We start from the raw sequence: 16,110 nt of genomic DNA on the forward strand, positions 1-16,110 counted from the left end.
CCATCGAAAGCGTCACCGCGGTTGTCGTCGGCGCCGGGCACGCCGGCCTGGCCGCCAGCCACTTCCTTACCGAACGGTCGGTCGGGCACGTCGTCCTCGAGCGGGGCGAGGTGGCCAACTCGTGGCGGCGCGAGCGCTGGGATTCCCTGCGTCTGCTCACGCCCAACTGGCTGAGCCGGCTGCCGGGCCACGCGTACGACGGCCCTGATCCCGACGGCTACATGACGAGCGGCGAGGTGGTCGAGTTCATCGAGCGCTTCGCCGTCGTCAGCCGGGCGCCGGTGCGAACGGGCGCCGACGTCTTCTCGGTGAAGCCCGCCGACGACGGCTACCACGTGTCGACCAGCCAGGGCGACCTCTGGTGCCGGGCGGTCGTGATCGCCAGCGGCGCCTGCAACGTGCCGACCGTGCCCGGCGTCAGCGCCGGCGTGCCGTCGTCGGTCGAGCAGCTGACCCCGTTCGACTACCGCGGCCCTTCGGGTCTGCCGGACGGCGGGGTGCTCGTGGTGGGCGCCTCGGCGACCGGCGTGCAGCTGGCGGCCGAGCTGCAACGCTCGGGCCGGCAGGTGACGCTCGCGGTGGGCGAGCACGTACGGCTGCCGCGCGTGTACCGGGGCCGCGACGTGCTCTGGTGGATGCACCACAGCGGGGTGTGGGACCAGCGCTACGACGAGGTCGACGACCTCACACGGGCCCGCCGCCTGCCCTCGCCGCAACTCGTCGGCGGCCCGGAGCGGGCCACCCTCGATCTCAACGCGCTGACCGCGCTCGGCGTCGAGCTGGTCGGGCGGCTGGCGACCGTGCGCGACGGCAGCGCCCTGTTCTCCGGCGGGCTGCGCAACGTCTGCTCGCTGGCCGACCTCAAGATGAGACGCCTGCTCACGACGTTCGACGAGTGGGCGAAGGCGAGCGGGCGCGACGCCGAGGTGGGGCCGCCCGAGGATTTCCCGCCCACCGTCGTGCCCGCGCCGGCCCGGTTGCGTCTGGACCTGCGCGGCGGCGGGATCGGCTCGATCCTCTGGGCGACCGGTTTCCGCCCCGACTACGGCTGGCTCGACGTTCCGGTGGTGGACGGCAAGGGCCACCTGCGCCACGCGGGCGGGGTGCTCGACGCGCCCGGTCTCTACGCGCTCGGTCTGCCCATGCTCCGGCGCCGCCGGTCGTCGTTCATCAACGGCATCGAGGACGACGCCCGGGCAGTGGTCGGTCACCTGGCCTCCGGCCTGGGCGCGTGATCAGAGGCGCCGCCGGTCCCCGCGCCGGCGGAAGGCCGACGGGCTGTAGTAGCGGGTGACCGTGCCGTCCGCGGCGGTTTCGCGGCTGTAGTGCTTGAGGAAGTCCCACAGCAGGGGCTGCTCCTCGGCCATGGTGTTGTGCGAGCGGTAGACGTTCTTCGTCACCTTGAGCACCGCTATGCCCCGCGAATTCCAGGTCCACGTCCGGAAGCGCTGGTGGAATCCGCTCCGCCGGCCGGCCTTCGTGTCCACGTCGTCGAGCGTCAATCCGTTGACTCCCAGGTGATATCGCGCCCACGCGTCGAGGGAGTTCTGCGTGTCGTCCCACAGCGTGCCCTCGAGGAACGGCAGATCGCCGTACCCGTAGATCTGGTAGGTGGGAATCGTCCGGTTGGCGGCCGGATAGGCGACGCCGTCCATGGTGACGTTTCCGGCGGCGTCGGGAGCGACGGTGAAAGAGGTGGAGGCGACGGCGGCGAAATACTCGGGGAAGGCGACGGCGAAGGTCTGGGTGACCTGGCTGCCGGCGGACTGGCCGGTCGAGTAGAAGCGGGTGGGGTCGACGTCGTACCCGTGCACGAGAGTGTCTCGCAGCTGCTGGAAGAACACGTTCGAGTCGCGGTGGCTGACCGACACCGACGTGTTGCTGTACTGCTCGCAGATGACGACGAGGATGAATCCCTCGCGCTCGGCGACCTTCCACCACTGGGTGGCGTCGACGAACACCTTGTCGGTCTGGCTGTTGCCGGGCCACACGAACAGGACGGGCGCTTTCCGTCCCGCGCCACGGGGGACGTAGACCAGATATTCGCGGACGAAACCGTTCACCATCATCGTGTGCGTCTCGATGCCGAGGCGGCGGTAGTCGGCGCGTTCGTAGAGCTGGTTCCCGTAGGCGAAGAAATTCTCATACCTCGTGTACGCGGTGAGGAAGCCGGCGATGTCGCGGGCCGAAACCCGCCGGCGGGGCTGCACGGCGACTTTCGCGATCGGCCCGGCGTGCGACGTCATCCACCGGTCCGACCCGTGACGCTGCTGGTGGACCGTGCCGAGAACGCTGTGCTGTCTGCCGTGCCCCACGTCGTTGGCGCGCTTCCAATAGGCGAGGCTCGCGCCCGACGAACGCGGGTCGGGGTGGACGTACCACGTCGGCAGAACCGTTTCGTCGTAACGGATCAGGTCGAAGCCGGGCGGGAACTCGACGGGCGTGTAGCCGTCGGTCTGGCCGCCGAATTCGCGGGACGCATAGGAGTTGAGGTATTCGGCGCTCAGGCCGGGGGAGTCGACGTAGACCTGGGCTATGACGCGCAGCGGGTGGGCCAGTGCCCACGCTTCCAGGGCGGGTGCGCCGCCGCCGTACCCGATGAGGTAGTGCAGCCCGAAAATGGAGAAGTAGCGGTTGTTCTGGAAGAACGCCATCGCCTCCTCGACGTAGGCGATTTCCTCCTCGGGGGCGTCCCAGCCATCCGGGCCCGGCTCGAGGATGAACAGGCCCTCCTGGCGCTCGTCCGCCATGGCGATCCACGCGGATCGGTCGGGGAAACCGCCGTCGGGCGCCGCGATCACCGTGAAATAGGAGCGGATCGGGGTCTCGGGGGAGATGTAGACCTTCGCGGTGCGGGCGCCGAACGATTTCGTCCAGTAGCCGGTCATCTCGCGCGGCAGCTTGTTGGCGCGGGAGTAGTCGTAGGCGGGGAACGGCCGTCCGTCGAGATTTCCGGGCTCGGGCACTTCCGCCCGGGCCGGCGTCGCCGGCTCTTCCGCCCGCTCTTCCGCCCGGGCTGGTGTCGCCGGAAGGGCGGCGCCCACCGCCAGCCCGGCGGTGCCCATGAGGAGCCGGCGTCGGTCGATGATGGTCACAGAGTTTCGCCTTTCTCGAGGTGTGTGCGGGCCGCGGCGATCGCCAGCCGGGCGTGCTCCTTGCCACCGACCTGGGCGACGAGGGTGGCCCGCGGGATCTCCAGCGCGTAGGGCAGCCCGGGCGGCAGGGCGCCGAGGATGCCGGGGATGTCGATGCCGCCCTCGCCGGGGAACAGCCGCTCGAACCGGGCGGTGTGGATGAGGCCCTCATTGGTGGCCGGCACCCCGGGCGGCGCGTCGCAGACGTGGACGAAGTGGAACCACTCGGCGGGCAGCTGGCGCAGGTCGGCGACGCTCGACCCGGAGCGGGCGAAGTGCAGCAGGTCGATCAGGATGCCGGCGTTGGGCTGGGCGGCGCCGCGGAGAACCCGGACGGCCGCGTTCAGGTCGGGAGTTTCCGTCCACGACGGAAACTCGAGGTCGACGGTGAGGCCGAGCGGGCGGGCCATCTCGCAGAGCTGCGCGAAGCGGTCGGTCTTGCGGGCCCGGTCGGGGTCGGGCAGCTGCGCGATGACGTGGCGGGCGCCGAGCTCGGCCCCGGCCTCGAGGAAGCGCTGGAAGTCGCGCGGGTCCTCGTCCGGGCTGATCCGGGCGAGCTCGATGTCGAGGACCTCGATCCCGGTGGCGGCCAGACGCACCTTCGTGGTCCGCATCAGCGCCGGGTCGGTGGCGAGCGGGTAGTGCGGCTCCTGCGGGGTGACCCGGGTCAGGCGCAGGCCCACGTACCGGTAGCCGGCCTCGGCGGCCGCGTCGACCAGCTCGGGCGGCGAGAGGCTCAGCGCGGTGAGGTGGGCGAGCGAGAAGTCGTGGCGCTGGTCGGGTGTCTTGTTCTGTCGCAGCGTGAGCAGCCGGCGCTCGCGGTGGGCGGCCATGCGCACCGGCGCGCTGACCGGGCCGCCGTATCCCTGATATCCGTCGACGCGCTGCACCACCGAGAAGAAGACCCGGTGGCCGAGCATCTCGGTGTAGAAGTGCAGGTAGGCGCCGCTCTCGTCGCGGTCGTAGAGGATGGAGTTCTCCCGCAGCGCGGCGAGCAGCTCCGGCGGCAGGTCGAGCCGGGCGTCGAGGTCGGCGTAGTAGTTGTCCGGGATCTTGAGCAGCGGCGCGCCACGCGCGCGCATCGCGCGCGCGGCGGCGATCGCGTCGTCGGCGCCGAATGCGACCTGCTGCGGGTTGGGGATCGCGGGCGCCCAGTCGCCGCGGCGCATCGGGGCGGTGTTAAGGGCGATTCGCACCCGGTGGCCGGGATCCTCGGCGGCCCGGCTGCGGATCGGCCCGAACGGCGCGGCGATCTCCGAGGTCTCGCCGGAGCGCAGGCCCAGCACCGCGCGGTAGAAGATCGCGGCTTCGTCGAAGTCGTCCACCGAGTCGGTGAGCGAGACGTGGTCGATGACGGTGACCGGGCCGTCGCCGCCACCGGCCGTGCTCGCGCCACCGGCCGTGCTCGCGCCACCGGCCGTGCTCGCGCCACCGGCCGTGCTCGCGCCACCGGCCGTGCTCGCGCCACCGGCCGTGCTCCCGCCGGCGGCGGCCGTGCTCGCGCCGGCGGCGGCCGGGCTCTCGCTCGCAGGTGCCGGGGGCAGGAAGTCCTGGAGCCAGGCCTCGTTGCGCACCAGGAACACCGACGTGCCGTCGGGGGCCGCGATCGACGCGAGGTCGGCCTCCCCGGGCCGGCGCAGACGGGGGAGCACCGGAGCGAGCAGCCGTTCGGCGCGCTCGATCGACCGGGCCGGGTCGGCGCTCTCCACCGCGAGCGCGACGATCGTCGCCGTTCCGGGGGTGACCGTTCGCTGGGCCGCGAAGTTAAGGAGGATTCGCGCCGCCCCCTGCTGCCAGAGCTGCACGGGCTTCGATCGGTGCTGGCCGGTGTGCGCGAAGCCGAGCGCGGCCAGGGCGGCGGCCACCCGCGGGCCCGAGACGTCGTCGACCGCCAGCTCGGTGAAGACGATCCCGCTGAGGCCGGGCGGCGCCGACTCCGTCTCGTCGAGGGTCAGCAGTGACCGCATGCCGTTGATCGCGGCGTGCCGCGGGTCGGCCTGCCGGTACACGTCGTTCGAGACCTCGAGGGACAGCGGCCCGTCGTAGCCGGTGCTGTCGACGTGCCCGAGGAACCCGGCGACATCGAGGGAGCCGAGCCCCGGGAAGAGCCGGTGGTGCCGGCTGCGCTCGGCCACGTCCATGGTCGGCCGCGGCGCGTCGGCCAGCTGGAGGTGGAAGATCTTGTCGCCCGGGATGACCCGGATGCCGGCCGAGTCGCCGCGCGCGAGGACGTGGAAGCTGTCCAGGCACAGCCCCAGCGCGGGATGCCCGGCCCGGCGCACGATCCGCCAGGCGTGCGCGTAGGTGTTGACGAAGCGTCCCCAGGCCAGCGCCTCGTAGGCGATGCGGAGCCCGTGCGCCTCGGCGCGCCCGGCCAGCGTGTGCAGCTGCTCGGCGGCGAGGTCGTCGTCGTCCACCGATTCCGGGCTCATCGACGAGCAGACCACCACCGTCCGCACGCCAATTTCTTCGAGTACGGCGAAAGTCCGCTCGGCGCGGCGCAGGTTCGCCGTGAACACGCCGGGCGGGACCGCTTCGACGTCCGGGAACGGCTGGTAGGCGTCGACGCTCAGGCCACGCCGGGCGCACTCGTCGCGGATGCGGTGCGGCGACCAGGACGAGGCGACCAGGTCGCTCTCGGCTAGCTCGACACCGTGGAACCGGGCGGCTGCGGCCGCGGCGAGCTTGTCCTCGAGGGTGCCCGACAGGCAGTGGGTGGCGATGGACATCCGGCGTCCGGTCACGGCGTCCCTCCGCTTCGGCGGTAGTGAACTCACTAGATAGTTCATAATGGTCCGCTAGCCGGTTCTTGGGAACCATCTGGTGGTCTATATTCATGTCCGTGCTCATCCTCGGCAGCCCGCTCCGCATTGGCCGGCACGAGCTGCGCAACCGCGTGGTCAGCCCGCCGATGGAACGCAACTACGGCACCCCGGGGAGCTGACCGCCGCCGAGATCGCGGATATCGCCGACGCGTTCGGGGCGGCCGCCCGCCGCTGCGCCCGGGCGGGCGTGGACGCCCTCGACATCTCGGCCGGGTGCTACGAGGCCGGCGAGTGGATGGTCCAGCCCGGCGAGGTCCCGCCCGGCGTGCTCGCGCCGTACGCGTCAGGTTTGGGGTGTTCGGAAAGCCGGTAGGTTGTCGCCGGGAGGATCACCACCGGGGCCGCCGCCGAGAGGTCCTGCTCTCCGGGCCGCCGCGCACGCCGGTCACGACGTCGCGCGCTGGATTCCCTGGTCAGCCCTTCACCGAGCCTGCGGTGAGCCCTTCGGTCAGGAAGCGTTGTCCGAAGGCGTACATGACCACCACGGGAATGCTGACGAGCAGCGGGGCCCGATGCCGGTTGATTACGCGCGCTGGCTGCGTCGCCGCAAGCGACCCGGCGAGCCACGGCCGTTGCCTGCCGCCGCGCTCGACGTGTTCACCGTGCTGGTCTTGACCGCCTGGCGAGAGCGGGCGGAGGCCGAAGTAGGCACCCCTCTGTGTCATCAAGAGGTCGCGGGAAGCGGTGTTTTAGAGTGAGGTTCGGCGGGTCCGGGAAGTGACTTTTCCGAAGTGCCGGTCTCGGGGTCAGGGCCGGCCGCGCTGGATTGGGCGTCGGCGGTCATCTGCCGGTTGACGACGTCGGAGAGCCGGCATTTCAGCGCAAGCATCGCTTCCATCGAGGTCTTGCCTTCGGCGAGTCTGCGCCGGTGGTCGCGGCGGCCTTCGGTGTCACTGCGCAGCTGGACGACCGCCATGATGTGCAGCACCCGGTTGATGCGCCGGTGGCGTGACGGGCCGATGCCGCTCCGGAGGTCAGCCGTGCCGGATGCCGCCGGTGCGAAGTGCGGGGGCCAGGTCGTTGACCCGGGTGTCGCGTCCGAAGCGGGTGTCGAGCGGCGGCAGGCCGTATTGCCGTTCGATGGTGCGCAAGATCGACGTCGTGTCGTACGAGGTGTGGTCGACTCCGGACTTGCGCAGCGCCCCGGAGATCAGCAGGGCGGGGATGCGCGTGCTGGGACCGTATTCGTCGGACGGGCCGGGCGTGGCGTGCCGGCCCTGGCCGGGCGGGACGACGTGGTCCCACTGGCCGCCGAACTCGTCGTAGGTCACCACGACCAGCGTGCTGGCGGCTTGCGGGCCGTTCACGACCGCGGTGAGCAGGTCGACCAAGTGCCGCTCGCCGTTGTCGGTGCTGGCGTAGCCGGGGTGCTCGTTCTCCGCGCCGTACGGCTTGACGAAGCTGACCGCGGGCAGCGTGCCCTGCCGGGCGGCGGCGAAGAACGCGGTCTCGTCCCGGAGGTGGTCGCGGGGGTGCTCGCCGGTGCGGGGGTCGACGTAGCCGGGCGCGTACCGGGCGAAGTAGTTGAACGGCTGGTGGTGGTACTGGAACAGCGGGCCGGGATGCCCGGCCGCCGCGTCGCTCCAGCCGCCCGCGTACCAGGCCCAGGGAATGTTCCGGTCGGACAGCTCGTCGCCGATGGTGCGGCGGTAGTCCGGGCCGGCCGGGTCCACGTCGTTGACCAGCGGCAACGTGTTGGCGCCGCCCGCACTGGGAGGGCTGGCCGGCTGGACGGTGTTGACCGCGTAGTCGCCGCAGGCCAAGCCGGGCCGGCCGGGGCAGGCCTGGGTGACCGGGCCGTCGTTGAGCGACGGGTCGCTGGTGTGCAACGGGTACGCCCGGACGCCCGTGCCCGCGGCGGGCGGGTTCGGGTTCGGGAAGCCCTCGGCGTCGATGACCGAGTGTGCGGCGGCGGGCGCGTCCGGCCACGGTGGCGCCTGCGCGGCCACCAGGTACTGGTGGTTGAGGAACGACCCGCCGAACGCGGCCTGGAAGAACCGGTCCGCGATCACGTAGTTCGGTGCCCCGGCCGCGTGCAGGTACCGGTAGACGGGCAACTGGCGGGTGTCGTAGTAGCCCTGGGTGAGGCCGGCCGCGTCGCTGCCGGTGCTGTAGCGGTCCATCCGGCCGCCGTCCAGCTGGTACTGCTCCTGGTAGAACCGGTGCACCAGGTCGCGGGTGCAGCCGCCGGGCGTGCCGCCCGGGCAGGTGGGGCTCTCCGGAGTGATGTAGTCATTGATCGAGAACGGCCGGTTGGTGAAGTGGCTGGCGTAGGAGAATCCGTTGGTCGCCGTGTCGGTGCCGCAGGCGGCATCCAGCGGCGGCGTCGCCAGGCTCGGGTCGTTCTGGAAGAGGCACCGGTACGGGCTGCCGTCCTGCTTGACCTGCACGCTGCGGCGCGCGTAGCCCGGTGCGCCGCGCCCGTCGACGCGCTGGTCGCCGACCCGTCCCCAGCCCGCGTACAGGTTGTCGAAGCTGTGGTTTTCCTGGTAGATGACTACGAGGTGGGTGAACGGGCTGAGCGGTCCCTGCCGCGGATGGGCCTGAGCGGGGGTGCCGGCCAAGCCGAGCACAAGAACGAGCACACCGAGCGCCACGTGAACCCGTCTCATCGTCCGCTCCTCCCATCCGGCTCACCGCAACGTATCGCAATGGCAAGATCGCGCAGGGTGTCGCTCGTGGCATCCATCATCGATTGCGACGAGCCGGGCGAGCCGCCCGGAGATGATCCCCCGCCACCGGCAAGAACTCCCCGACGCGCTCTCCGCCGGCGCCTACAACACCAAGGGTCACGGCGGCGCAGCGCGCCGCCTCAGCCTCGGCGTGGCCTCGGCGTGGCCGCCTGCCGAGGACGAGGATGTCGCCATCGGCCACCGAAACGTCGCGAGCGCTGCTGTTGCCGGACGCCAGGATGTGCGCCGGCTCGCGGTAGCCGCCGATCATTTCGATCCGCTGCACGGGTTGCGACGTCGCGATGGTTGTCTCCTTCCACAGCGCGGTTCCCAGGCGCCGCGCTCATCATCGCCGCCACCGAACGGGCGGTCCGTGCTTGACGGCCCCGCGCCGGACTCCGCAGCAGCGCCGAGTCCGGCCGGGCCGTCATGGGTGCGGACCTGGAGAGGTCGCCGGTCGCCCACAGATCCCCCGACCCTGTCGGTCCACCCCAGCGGGCACCTCGCCGCAATCGCCGCCGAACTCGACGCACGACCCCGCAAGACGCTCGGCTGGGACACGCCAGCCGAGCGTCTGCATAAACTGATCGCGACCTGACTAACCGACCACGTGTTGCAACGATCGTTGGAATCCAAGGTCCGAAATACTGTTAGCGAGATAGCCCCGGTCAAACTGACGAAACGGCTGCTGATGTCGTGAGCAGGCGCCGCCAACTGGTTTCGGTATAGCGGAAGGGGGCCGTCGCTTCGAGGAAGTAATGGAGTGCCGCTAGGAGTCGGTCGGGCGCGGTTTCGTGAGGGTAGTGACCGGCGCCGTCGATCTCGACCAGGTGAGGTTCGGTCAGGAGGTCCGCCACGGCCCGGTGATGACTGGGCGGGATGGTCTTGTCGTTGCTTCCCCAGGCGAGGAGAACCGGCAGACCGCCCAGTTGCTTGAGGTGTTGGGTGGCGCTGATGGACTGCCCCCGCCAATTGATGACGGTACGCGCCGTACGGATGAATGTGCGGCGTTGACCCTCGTGGCGGAGCCGGTGCATACCCTCAGCCACCGGCCCGGCATCCGGCCGCGTCAGGACGCCGGGAACAGCCGACGTCACCAGCGTCAACAGGCCCCTGGTCACGGGCTCCGGTACCCGTGCCAGAGCGGCGACCACGGTTTGCGCGCCGGGCAGAGTGGCGGCGCGCAGCATTGGGTTGAGCTGGGGTCCGAGACCGCCGCTGCTGATCAGCACGAGGCGGTCGGTGCGCTCTGGAAACTGGTACGCGAACTGCAGCGCGACGCCACCGCCCAGGCTGTGGCCGACGACGGTCGCAGACGGGTGACCGAGGACGACGAGCAGATCCCGAAGTGACGCGGCGAGCGCCCCGAGCGAGTAGTCGCCGGCAGGCGCGTCGGAGTCGCCGTGGCCTGGCAGGTCCGGAGCGATCACGGTGTGCGTGGCCGCAAGGTCGTCGAGTACCTGATTCCAGGTCTGGCGGGTGCCGCCGAGTCCGTGGATCAGCAAAAGTGGTTCGCCGGCGCCTGCCGTGGTGTAGGCGATGGTGCCGTCACCGATTCGGAGCCGATCTTCATGTCGAGTGGCGGGCAAGGACCCGGCCTTGATGGTGGTGATGTACGTATCCCTACTGATTGGTGAAACTTGTGGGAGCGGGCCGCCGCCGGGCCGGGAGCCGGGCCGGCGGCGATCCTCAGTTTGCCTCAGGCGTCGGAAGTATCGCGGCTGCCGGCTTTCGCCAGTCCGCGGCTGACCATGTATCCGATGGTCAGCAAAACGATGTAGAACCAGGCGCGGTCGGCACGGAAGTAGTCGCCGGCAGCCCCGTTGTCGCCGTTGCCGTTGCCGTCGACCACCACGGAGGCGATCAGCACCGCGACGACCATCACCACGTAGGCGACGAACTCTGTGGTCTTGAAAGCGGCCTTGGTCTCGGCCGAGCGGCGACGCAGAGAGCCATCGGTTGTGGTGTCACGCCGGGAAGTGTCGGTTGTGGAACTGGACATCTATATCTCCTGGTACGGCTAATGGGCGCGGATCCCCGCGCCGCTGGTCGACGGTGCGGGATTGTTCATGCGAGAGGGCCGCATGGAATGGCGGACGAGTGTGGCGTTCAGCGCCGAAGGATCCACCGTTGTCGGTGAGAGAGGTGCCCGGAACTGTCTGACGTAAACCTTAAATCGAGTTTGCGGTCAGTCTGGTGGCCGCCGGGCGATTTCCGCCCAGATGATCTTGCTGGCGCGACCGGCCCAGCGGGCCGGTCGGTTGCCCCATCGGCGTGCGGTTACGGCGACGATGAGCAGCCCGCGGGGGGCAGGCGAAGGGAATTTCAACCGGGGTGGTTGCGGGTTGGTGTCGGTGACCTCGATCAGAATCGCATCGTCCTGACGGCGAAGATGAAGTTCGCCACCGTCATCGGTGTGCTGGGTGAGGTTCTGGACGAGTTCGGTGATGACCAGCAGCACATCGCCGGTTCGGTCGGTCATGTTCCAGTCGCGGAGAACCTGCTCGGCCAGGCGCCGGACTTGGTCGGCCGACGTGGTGTGCTCCACCGGCATCCGACGGTCGTCGAGTGGGGACTCATCCGTTGTCTCGATGGCGGTGTGCATCGCAGCAAAGGCGACGGCTTGGGCGGCGACCATTGCGCCGGCGGTGGTCACGGCGTTGTGTGCCGCACCGGGGACGTCAGCGGTGCGGGCGGTGCGGGCCAGATACGCCGCGCGGGTTGCCCAGTCGGCAGGGACGATCCGGTCGTACTGGCCGCGCAGGATCAGGATTGGCGCTTGGACCAGCGGGATGCGGCGTTCGATGTGATGTCCGACGGCGTGTGCCAGCGTTCGAAGAATGCGCCGTGGTCCGGCGTCCCGAATGTCGGCGAGGATCATGGGTATTTGGTGCGGGTCCTCGCTGAGCATGTCGTGCGTCCAGCGGCGGATCTGAGCACCGGGGGTCGGGGCGGCGGGGTCGACGGTCGGCCCGACCAGGATGAGCGAGGCGATCAGGCCCGGGCGGCGGATCGCGAGCTCGACGGCGATCTGGCAGCCGAACGAGTTCCCCAACACATGGACGCCGCCCAGGTCGGCCGCGTCCATCCAGGTGGCGATGACCTCGGCGTGCTGCTCGGCTGTCAACACCCGGACCGGCTTGCCGGAGAGGCCGAAGCCGGGCAGGTCGGGAACGTACACCGAGCCGGGCAGCGCGGTAGCGGTCGGCATGAGGTACCGGTGCGTCACGGCCAATCCGTGCAGAAGCAACCACACCGGTGCCGTGGCGGCGGGATCGAGGCGTTGCCGGACGTGGAGGTGCAGACCGCGCACCGTCGCCGTCGCGCTGGTGAACCCTTCGGAGGTGCTGGGGGCGGCGCGGGTCATGTGCCGCTGGGCAGGACTCATGCGGGCAATGCGTGGCCAGGACATGCCTACCACTACCCCGCGGCGAGCGCCGAGAACCTGACGAACCTGACGTTAAGGCCACGGCAACGCGTTGCTGTCGATCAGCTCAACCTCGGCCCGCCGACGCCAGGCCTCCTGGAACACTTGCTCGGCCTCGGAGCCGGTTTGCTGTGGCGCCGCCAGCAGGTCGGGTGACGGTGTGGCCGGATGCCTGGCATGCCGGCCGGGGTGATCAGCGTCGCGCTGCTCATCGCGGCGCTCGCGTACGCATTTGGTCTCGGCGCCGCGCGCTACCGCCGTCGATCATGGCCGGCCGGGCGTGCTGCCTGCTGGTACGCCGGCCTGGCCGCCGTGGTGGCGTAGCTGGTGGGCCCGGCGGCGAGTTCCGGCTTCGTCGGGCACATGGCCGGACACCTGCTGGCCGGTATGGTCGCGCCGCTGCTGCTGGTGCTCGCTGCACCGGGGACACTGACTCTGCGGGCGCTGCCGGGCCGACGTGCTCGCCCACCTGGCCCGCCGCGGTGTCGAGCACACCACCTGGGCCGGCTGGCAGAGCCTGGACCGGCACGAGATCGCCCTCGGCGAGCCGCACGGCCGCCGCCGGATCAAGGTCGTCCCCCGCGCCGAGATGATCGCCATCGGACGGCGCGGGCACCGGGCGGGCGAGCCCGGAAGCCGCTAGCCCGGAAGCCGCTGGCGCGGGCATCCGGCGCAGGCGTCCGGCCAGAATCCCGCTGACCAGCACGAACACCGACGCCAGCAGGACGACGGCCGGCCAGGAGCCGAGGGACCACGCCGTGCCGGAGAGGCTGCCGAAGAGCGACGACCCGGCGTAGTAGGCGAAGAGATACAGCGACGCCGCCTGGGCGGGCGGCACGCCACCCAAGTGGGCGCGCACCGGCACCCAGCCGCTGGCCAGGCCGTGCACGCAGAAGAAACCGGCGGTCATGACGGCCAGGCCGGCGATCACGAGCGGCAGGCGGTCGGGAAGGGTGAGCAGCAGGCCGGCCGCGGTGAGCAGGCAGCCGAACGGCAGCACGGCGCGGCGGCCGTACCGGTCGGCCAGCCGGCCGGAGAGCGTGGAACTCAGCGTGCCGACCGGGTAGACGAGAAAGACGGCGCCGGCCGCGCCCGCGCCGAGCAGGAAAGGTTCGCTGGTCGGGCGGAAACCTATCGCGTAGTAGACGGCCACGAACGCGCCCATCGCGCACGCTCCGATCCCGTACAGGATCAGCAGGGCGGGATCGGTGAGCGCGCGCCGGGTCATCGCGGCCGTCGGCCGCGCCACGAAATTTCGGGACGAAGGCAGCAGTGCGACCACGAAACCGCTGCAGATCAGGCCGACGGCCGCCACCGCCGCGAGGGACAACCTCCGGCTGTACGCGTCGGAAATTGATCCTGTGATCAGACGGCCGGCCATGCCACCCAGCGCGGTCCCGCCGATGTAGAGGCCCGCCGCCCGGGCGTGGGTCTCGGCGTGCAGCTCCTCGCGCAGATAGGCCGTCGCGACGGCAGGCAGACCGGCGAGCGTGACCCCTTGGAGCAGGCGAAGGCCGAGCAGCACGGGCCAGCTCGGCGCGATCACGCAAGCCGCCCCGACGAGGGCGGACAGGATCAAAGACAGATGGATCAGACGCGTACGGCCGACGCGCTGGTCGACGATCTTTTCGCGGCGGCCGGGGTGACGCCCCGGGTCGCCTTCGAGATCGGGGATCTGGCCACGGTGGAGGGGCTGGTCGGGGCCGGGCTGGGGGTGGCGATCGTGCCGTCGCAGTTCGCGGGGGCGTCGGGAACGACCGGAGTGCCGCTGGTCGCCGAGGGGGCCGAGCGGGTGGTGGGGCTGACCTGGCGGACCGATCGGGCGCTGGGGCCGGCCGCCGCGCGGTTTCGCGAATTCGTGGAACAGGCCGGTCCCTACGACTGACCGACGCGATAGAGCATCGCGCCGTGCGCCGGGACGTCGGCGCGAATTGTCGCGGTGACCGCGGAGGTTCCGTTCCACAAGTCGGTCACGGCGCTTTCCGAGCCCAGGCCGGCGCTGATCGTCGCGGCGGCGCCGGTCTCGTTGAAGAGCACGACCGCGGTGTCGCCGCCGGCCAGCGGCCGTTCCAGCACGTAGTGGCCCTGAGCGCTGGAGACCACCCGGGCCGGCACGCCGAGCGGATCCTGGTCGACCGCGATCACCCGCGGATCGGTCAGCAGCGCGAGCGTCGCGGCGTCGGCGTGCACCAGGTCGGTGCCGGCGATCAGCGGCGCGGCCATCGCGGCCCACAGCGTGATCTCCGTCCGGTCCTCGATCGCGCTCATCCCGTTGCCGACCTCGAGCATGTCCGGATCGTTCCAGCCGCCGGGCCCCGCATGGCCCCCGAGCCCGACCGTCTGTTTGAAGATCGAGACCATGCTGTCGTACGTCGGCTGAATGTCGGCCGTGGTGCGCCAGAGGTTGCCGTAACCCGCGCCCCACCGCCACACCGTGTCCGTTCCCCAGGTGCACACGCTGAACACGATCGGCCGTCCGGTCGCGAGCAGCGCGTCCCGCATCGCCGCGTAGCGTTCCCTCTCGCCGGCGGCCGAACAGGTGTACTGCCCGCAACCCTCGGCCGCGTAGCAGTTGTCGTACTTGAGGTAGTCGACGCCCCAGGCCGCGAAAGTCGCCGCGTCCGCACTTTCGTGCCCGAGACTCCCGGGCAGACCGCCGCAGGTCTTCACCCCGGCGTCCTCGTAGAGGCCGAGCTTGAGCCCCCGCGCGTGCACATAGGCGGCCAGCGCCGCGATCCCGTACGGGAAACGGCTGGGATCGGCGCGCAAGTTTCCGTTCGCATCGCGGGTGCTCGCCATCCAGCCGTCGTCGAGCGAGACGTACACGTACCCCGCGTCGCGCATCCCCGACGAGACCATCCGGTCCGCGGTTTCGCGAATCAGCCGGTCGGTGAGCTCCAGTCCGTACGCGTTGTAGTTGTTCCACCCCATCGGCGGCGTCGCCGCCAGCCCGTTGTATCCCCGCGGCAGCGGCCCGCTCGCCGCCCGCTCACCCGCGACCGTCCCGGCGAGGGCGAGCATCACCACAGCGAGAATCAGCGCGCGCACAGAGCGAGCCTGCCACCCATCCCTGTGCCGGGGCTGTCGGCGGGATGTTGGTATCGACGAGGATGTTGGGCATGTATGAGAACCGTGCGGTGGCCGCCGGACGGCGCCGGCGTCCCTGGCTGCGCGTCTTCCTCACCGGCCTGGTGCTGTGGCTGCTCACCGTCGTCGTCACGCTCCTGACCGAGAACCCCAACCTGATCCCGACGCTGGTGCTGCTGGGCAGCTTCCTGGTGCCGGTCAGCTTCGTGGTGTGGGCGTTCGGCCGGCGGCACAGCGGCGAGGTCACCGCCGAGCTGCTGTTCAGCACGTTCGTCACCGGCGGGGTGCTCGGCGTGCTCGCGGCGTCGCTGCTCGAGTCGTACCTGCTGCACCCGTCGCCGCTGCTCTTTCTCGGTGTGGGGCTCATCGAGGAGGCCGCGAAGCTGGCCGTCCTCGCGTTCCTGGCCCGCCACCTCGAGCACAAGTACGCCCGCGACGGCCTGATCCTCGGCGCTTCGGTCGGCTTCGGTTTCGCCGCTTTCGAGTCGGCCGGGTACGCGTTCACCGCGCTCTTCACCGAGCAGGGCCTGTCGCTGATGCAGCTGGTGCAGACCGAGCTGTTGCGCGGCCTGCTCGCCCCGGTCGGGCACGGCCTGTGGACCGCGATCCTGGGCGGTGTGCTGTTCTCGGCCAGCGGCCGGCGGCATTTCGCCTTCACCGGCCGGCTGCTGCTGAGCTACCTCGGCGTCTCGATCCTGCACGCGTTGTGGGACAGCATGCACAGCATCGCGTTGCTGATCACCCTCGTGCTGACCGGCACGCCGTACCAGTTCCGGCTGCTCGAGCGAGGATACGAGCCGGCGCCGACCGATGCCCAGACGTTGCTGTTCACCGTGCTGTCCTGGGGTGGCCTGATCGTGGTCTCGCTGGCCGGCGTCGCCTGGCTCCTGGCGGTGCGCCGGACCGCCGATCGCGAGGCCAGGATGGTGCTCTGGCGCATGCCGATCGGTGGCGCCCAACCCTGA

13 protein-coding genes and 1 pseudogene are annotated in these 16,110 nt (G+C 70.7%); 5 read left to right on the forward strand and 9 right to left on the reverse strand.

The window, feature by feature from the left end; translation table 11 throughout:
• Nucleotides 1–2 precede the first annotated feature (2 nt).
• The gene (locus ACIA5D_RS06930) at nucleotides 3–1,235 is read left to right on the forward strand and encodes an NAD(P)-binding domain-containing protein (protein ID WP_396029489.1); all 1,233 of its coding nucleotides are present in this window, start codon (nucleotides 3–5) and stop codon (nucleotides 1,233–1,235) included.
• Here ACIA5D_RS06930 and ACIA5D_RS06935 read toward each other — a convergent pair whose 3' ends face one another.
• The 4 genes from ACIA5D_RS06935 to acpA form a co-directional block, all read right to left on the reverse strand.
• Nucleotides 1,236–3,095 (reverse strand): hypothetical protein, encoded by a 1,860-nt coding sequence (locus ACIA5D_RS06935; RefSeq protein ID WP_396028913.1) that lies wholly within the window; start codon nucleotides 3,093–3,095, stop codon nucleotides 1,236–1,238.
• Nucleotides 3,092–5,878 carry a TIM barrel protein gene (locus ACIA5D_RS06940; protein WP_396028914.1) on the reverse strand — a complete coding sequence of 929 codons (2,787 nt, stop codon included), beginning with the start codon at nucleotides 5,876–5,878 and terminating at the stop codon, nucleotides 3,092–3,094. The genes ACIA5D_RS06935 and ACIA5D_RS06940 overlap by 4 nt, the downstream gene beginning before the upstream one ends.
• Nucleotides 5,879–6,623: 745 nt before the next feature.
• Nucleotides 6,624–6,887 (reverse strand): hypothetical protein, encoded by a 264-nt coding sequence (locus tag ACIA5D_RS06945; protein ID WP_396028915.1) that lies wholly within the window; start codon nucleotides 6,885–6,887, stop codon nucleotides 6,624–6,626.
• Nucleotides 6,888–6,933: 46 nt separating this feature from the next.
• A complete protein-coding gene (acpA, locus tag ACIA5D_RS06950) occupies nucleotides 6,934–8,571 on the reverse strand; it encodes an acid phosphatase (RefSeq protein WP_396028916.1) in 1,638 nt (545 codons plus the stop codon).
• Between the two features lie 112 nt (nucleotides 8,572–8,683).
• On the opposite strand from acpA, the gene ACIA5D_RS06955 reads away from it, so the two are divergent.
• Nucleotides 8,684–9,229, forward strand: a complete 546-nt coding sequence (locus ACIA5D_RS06955) for a hypothetical protein (RefSeq protein ID WP_396029508.1) — start codon at nucleotides 8,684–8,686, stop codon at nucleotides 9,227–9,229.
• Nucleotides 9,230–9,299: 70 nt separating this feature from the next.
• Here the strand turns inward: ACIA5D_RS06955 and ACIA5D_RS06960 are convergent, their stop codons facing one another.
• The 3 genes from ACIA5D_RS06960 to ACIA5D_RS06970 all read right to left on the reverse strand — a co-directional run bounded on the left by ACIA5D_RS06960 (nucleotide 9,300) and on the right by ACIA5D_RS06970 (nucleotide 12,043).
• Entirely contained in the window at nucleotides 9,300–10,220 is a 921-nt protein-coding gene (locus ACIA5D_RS06960) for an alpha/beta fold hydrolase (protein WP_396028917.1), read from the reverse strand.
• 110 nt (nucleotides 10,221–10,330) lie between these two features.
• Nucleotides 10,331–10,633, reverse strand: a complete 303-nt coding sequence (locus ACIA5D_RS06965) for a hypothetical protein (protein WP_396028918.1) — start codon at nucleotides 10,631–10,633, stop codon at nucleotides 10,331–10,333.
• A 186-nt stretch (nucleotides 10,634–10,819) separates the two neighbouring features.
• Entirely contained in the window at nucleotides 10,820–12,043 is a 1,224-nt protein-coding gene (locus tag ACIA5D_RS06970; protein WP_396028919.1) for an alpha/beta fold hydrolase, read from the reverse strand.
• 402 nt (nucleotides 12,044–12,445) lie between these two features.
• On the opposite strand from ACIA5D_RS06970, the gene ACIA5D_RS06975 reads away from it, so the two are divergent.
• Entirely contained in the window at nucleotides 12,446–12,757 is a 312-nt protein-coding gene (locus ACIA5D_RS06975) for a hypothetical protein (protein ID WP_396029490.1), read from the forward strand.
• Nucleotides 12,758–13,157: 400 nt separating this feature from the next.
• Here the strand turns inward: ACIA5D_RS06975 and ACIA5D_RS06980 are convergent.
• Nucleotides 13,158–13,637, reverse strand: a pseudogene (locus ACIA5D_RS06980) (MFS transporter); the annotation flags it as partial.
• 6 nt (nucleotides 13,638–13,643) lie between these two features.
• Here ACIA5D_RS06980 and ACIA5D_RS06985 point away from each other — a divergent pair.
• Nucleotides 13,644–13,943 carry a LysR substrate-binding domain-containing protein gene (locus ACIA5D_RS06985; RefSeq protein ID WP_396028920.1) on the forward strand — a complete coding sequence of 100 codons (300 nt, stop codon included), beginning with the start codon at nucleotides 13,644–13,646 and terminating at the stop codon, nucleotides 13,941–13,943.
• Here ACIA5D_RS06985 and ACIA5D_RS06990 read toward each other — a convergent pair.
• Nucleotides 13,934–15,106 (reverse strand): glycoside hydrolase family 27 protein, encoded by a 1,173-nt coding sequence (locus ACIA5D_RS06990; RefSeq protein WP_396028921.1) that lies wholly within the window; start codon nucleotides 15,104–15,106, stop codon nucleotides 13,934–13,936. The genes ACIA5D_RS06985 and ACIA5D_RS06990 overlap by 10 nt on opposite strands.
• A 71-nt stretch (nucleotides 15,107–15,177) precedes the next feature.
• On the opposite strand from ACIA5D_RS06990, the gene ACIA5D_RS06995 reads away from it, so the two are divergent.
• Complete coding sequence (locus ACIA5D_RS06995; protein WP_396028922.1) at nucleotides 15,178–16,110, forward strand: PrsW family intramembrane metalloprotease; 933 nt, start codon at nucleotides 15,178–15,180, stop codon at nucleotides 16,108–16,110.

Source organism: Actinoplanes sp. NPDC051513, assembly GCF_044454685.1.
GTDB lineage: Bacteria > Actinomycetota > Actinomycetes > Mycobacteriales > Micromonosporaceae > Actinoplanes.

Excerpts from the sequence above, each read along its gene's own strand:
- acpA (WP_396028916.1), bottom strand. The coding sequence starts at position 8,571 with ATGAGACGGGTTCACGTGGCGCTCGGTGTGCTCGTTCTTGTGCTCGGC.
- ACIA5D_RS06955 (WP_396029508.1), top strand. The coding sequence starts at position 8,684 with ATGATCCCCCGCCACCGGCAAGAACTCCCCGACGCGCTCTCCGCCGGC.
- ACIA5D_RS06965 (WP_396028918.1), bottom strand. The coding sequence starts at position 10,633 with ATGTCCAGTTCCACAACCGACACTTCCCGGCGTGACACCACAACCGAT.
- ACIA5D_RS06970 (WP_396028919.1), bottom strand. The coding sequence starts at position 12,043 with ATGTCCTGGCCACGCATTGCCCGCATGAGTCCTGCCCAGCGGCACATG.
- ACIA5D_RS06975 (WP_396029490.1), top strand. The coding sequence starts at position 12,446 with ATGGTCGCGCCGCTGCTGCTGGTGCTCGCTGCACCGGGGACACTGACT.
- ACIA5D_RS06985 (WP_396028920.1), top strand. The coding sequence starts at position 13,644 with ATGGATCAGACGCGTACGGCCGACGCGCTGGTCGACGATCTTTTCGCG.
- ACIA5D_RS06995 (WP_396028922.1), top strand. The coding sequence starts at position 15,178 with ATGTATGAGAACCGTGCGGTGGCCGCCGGACGGCGCCGGCGTCCCTGG.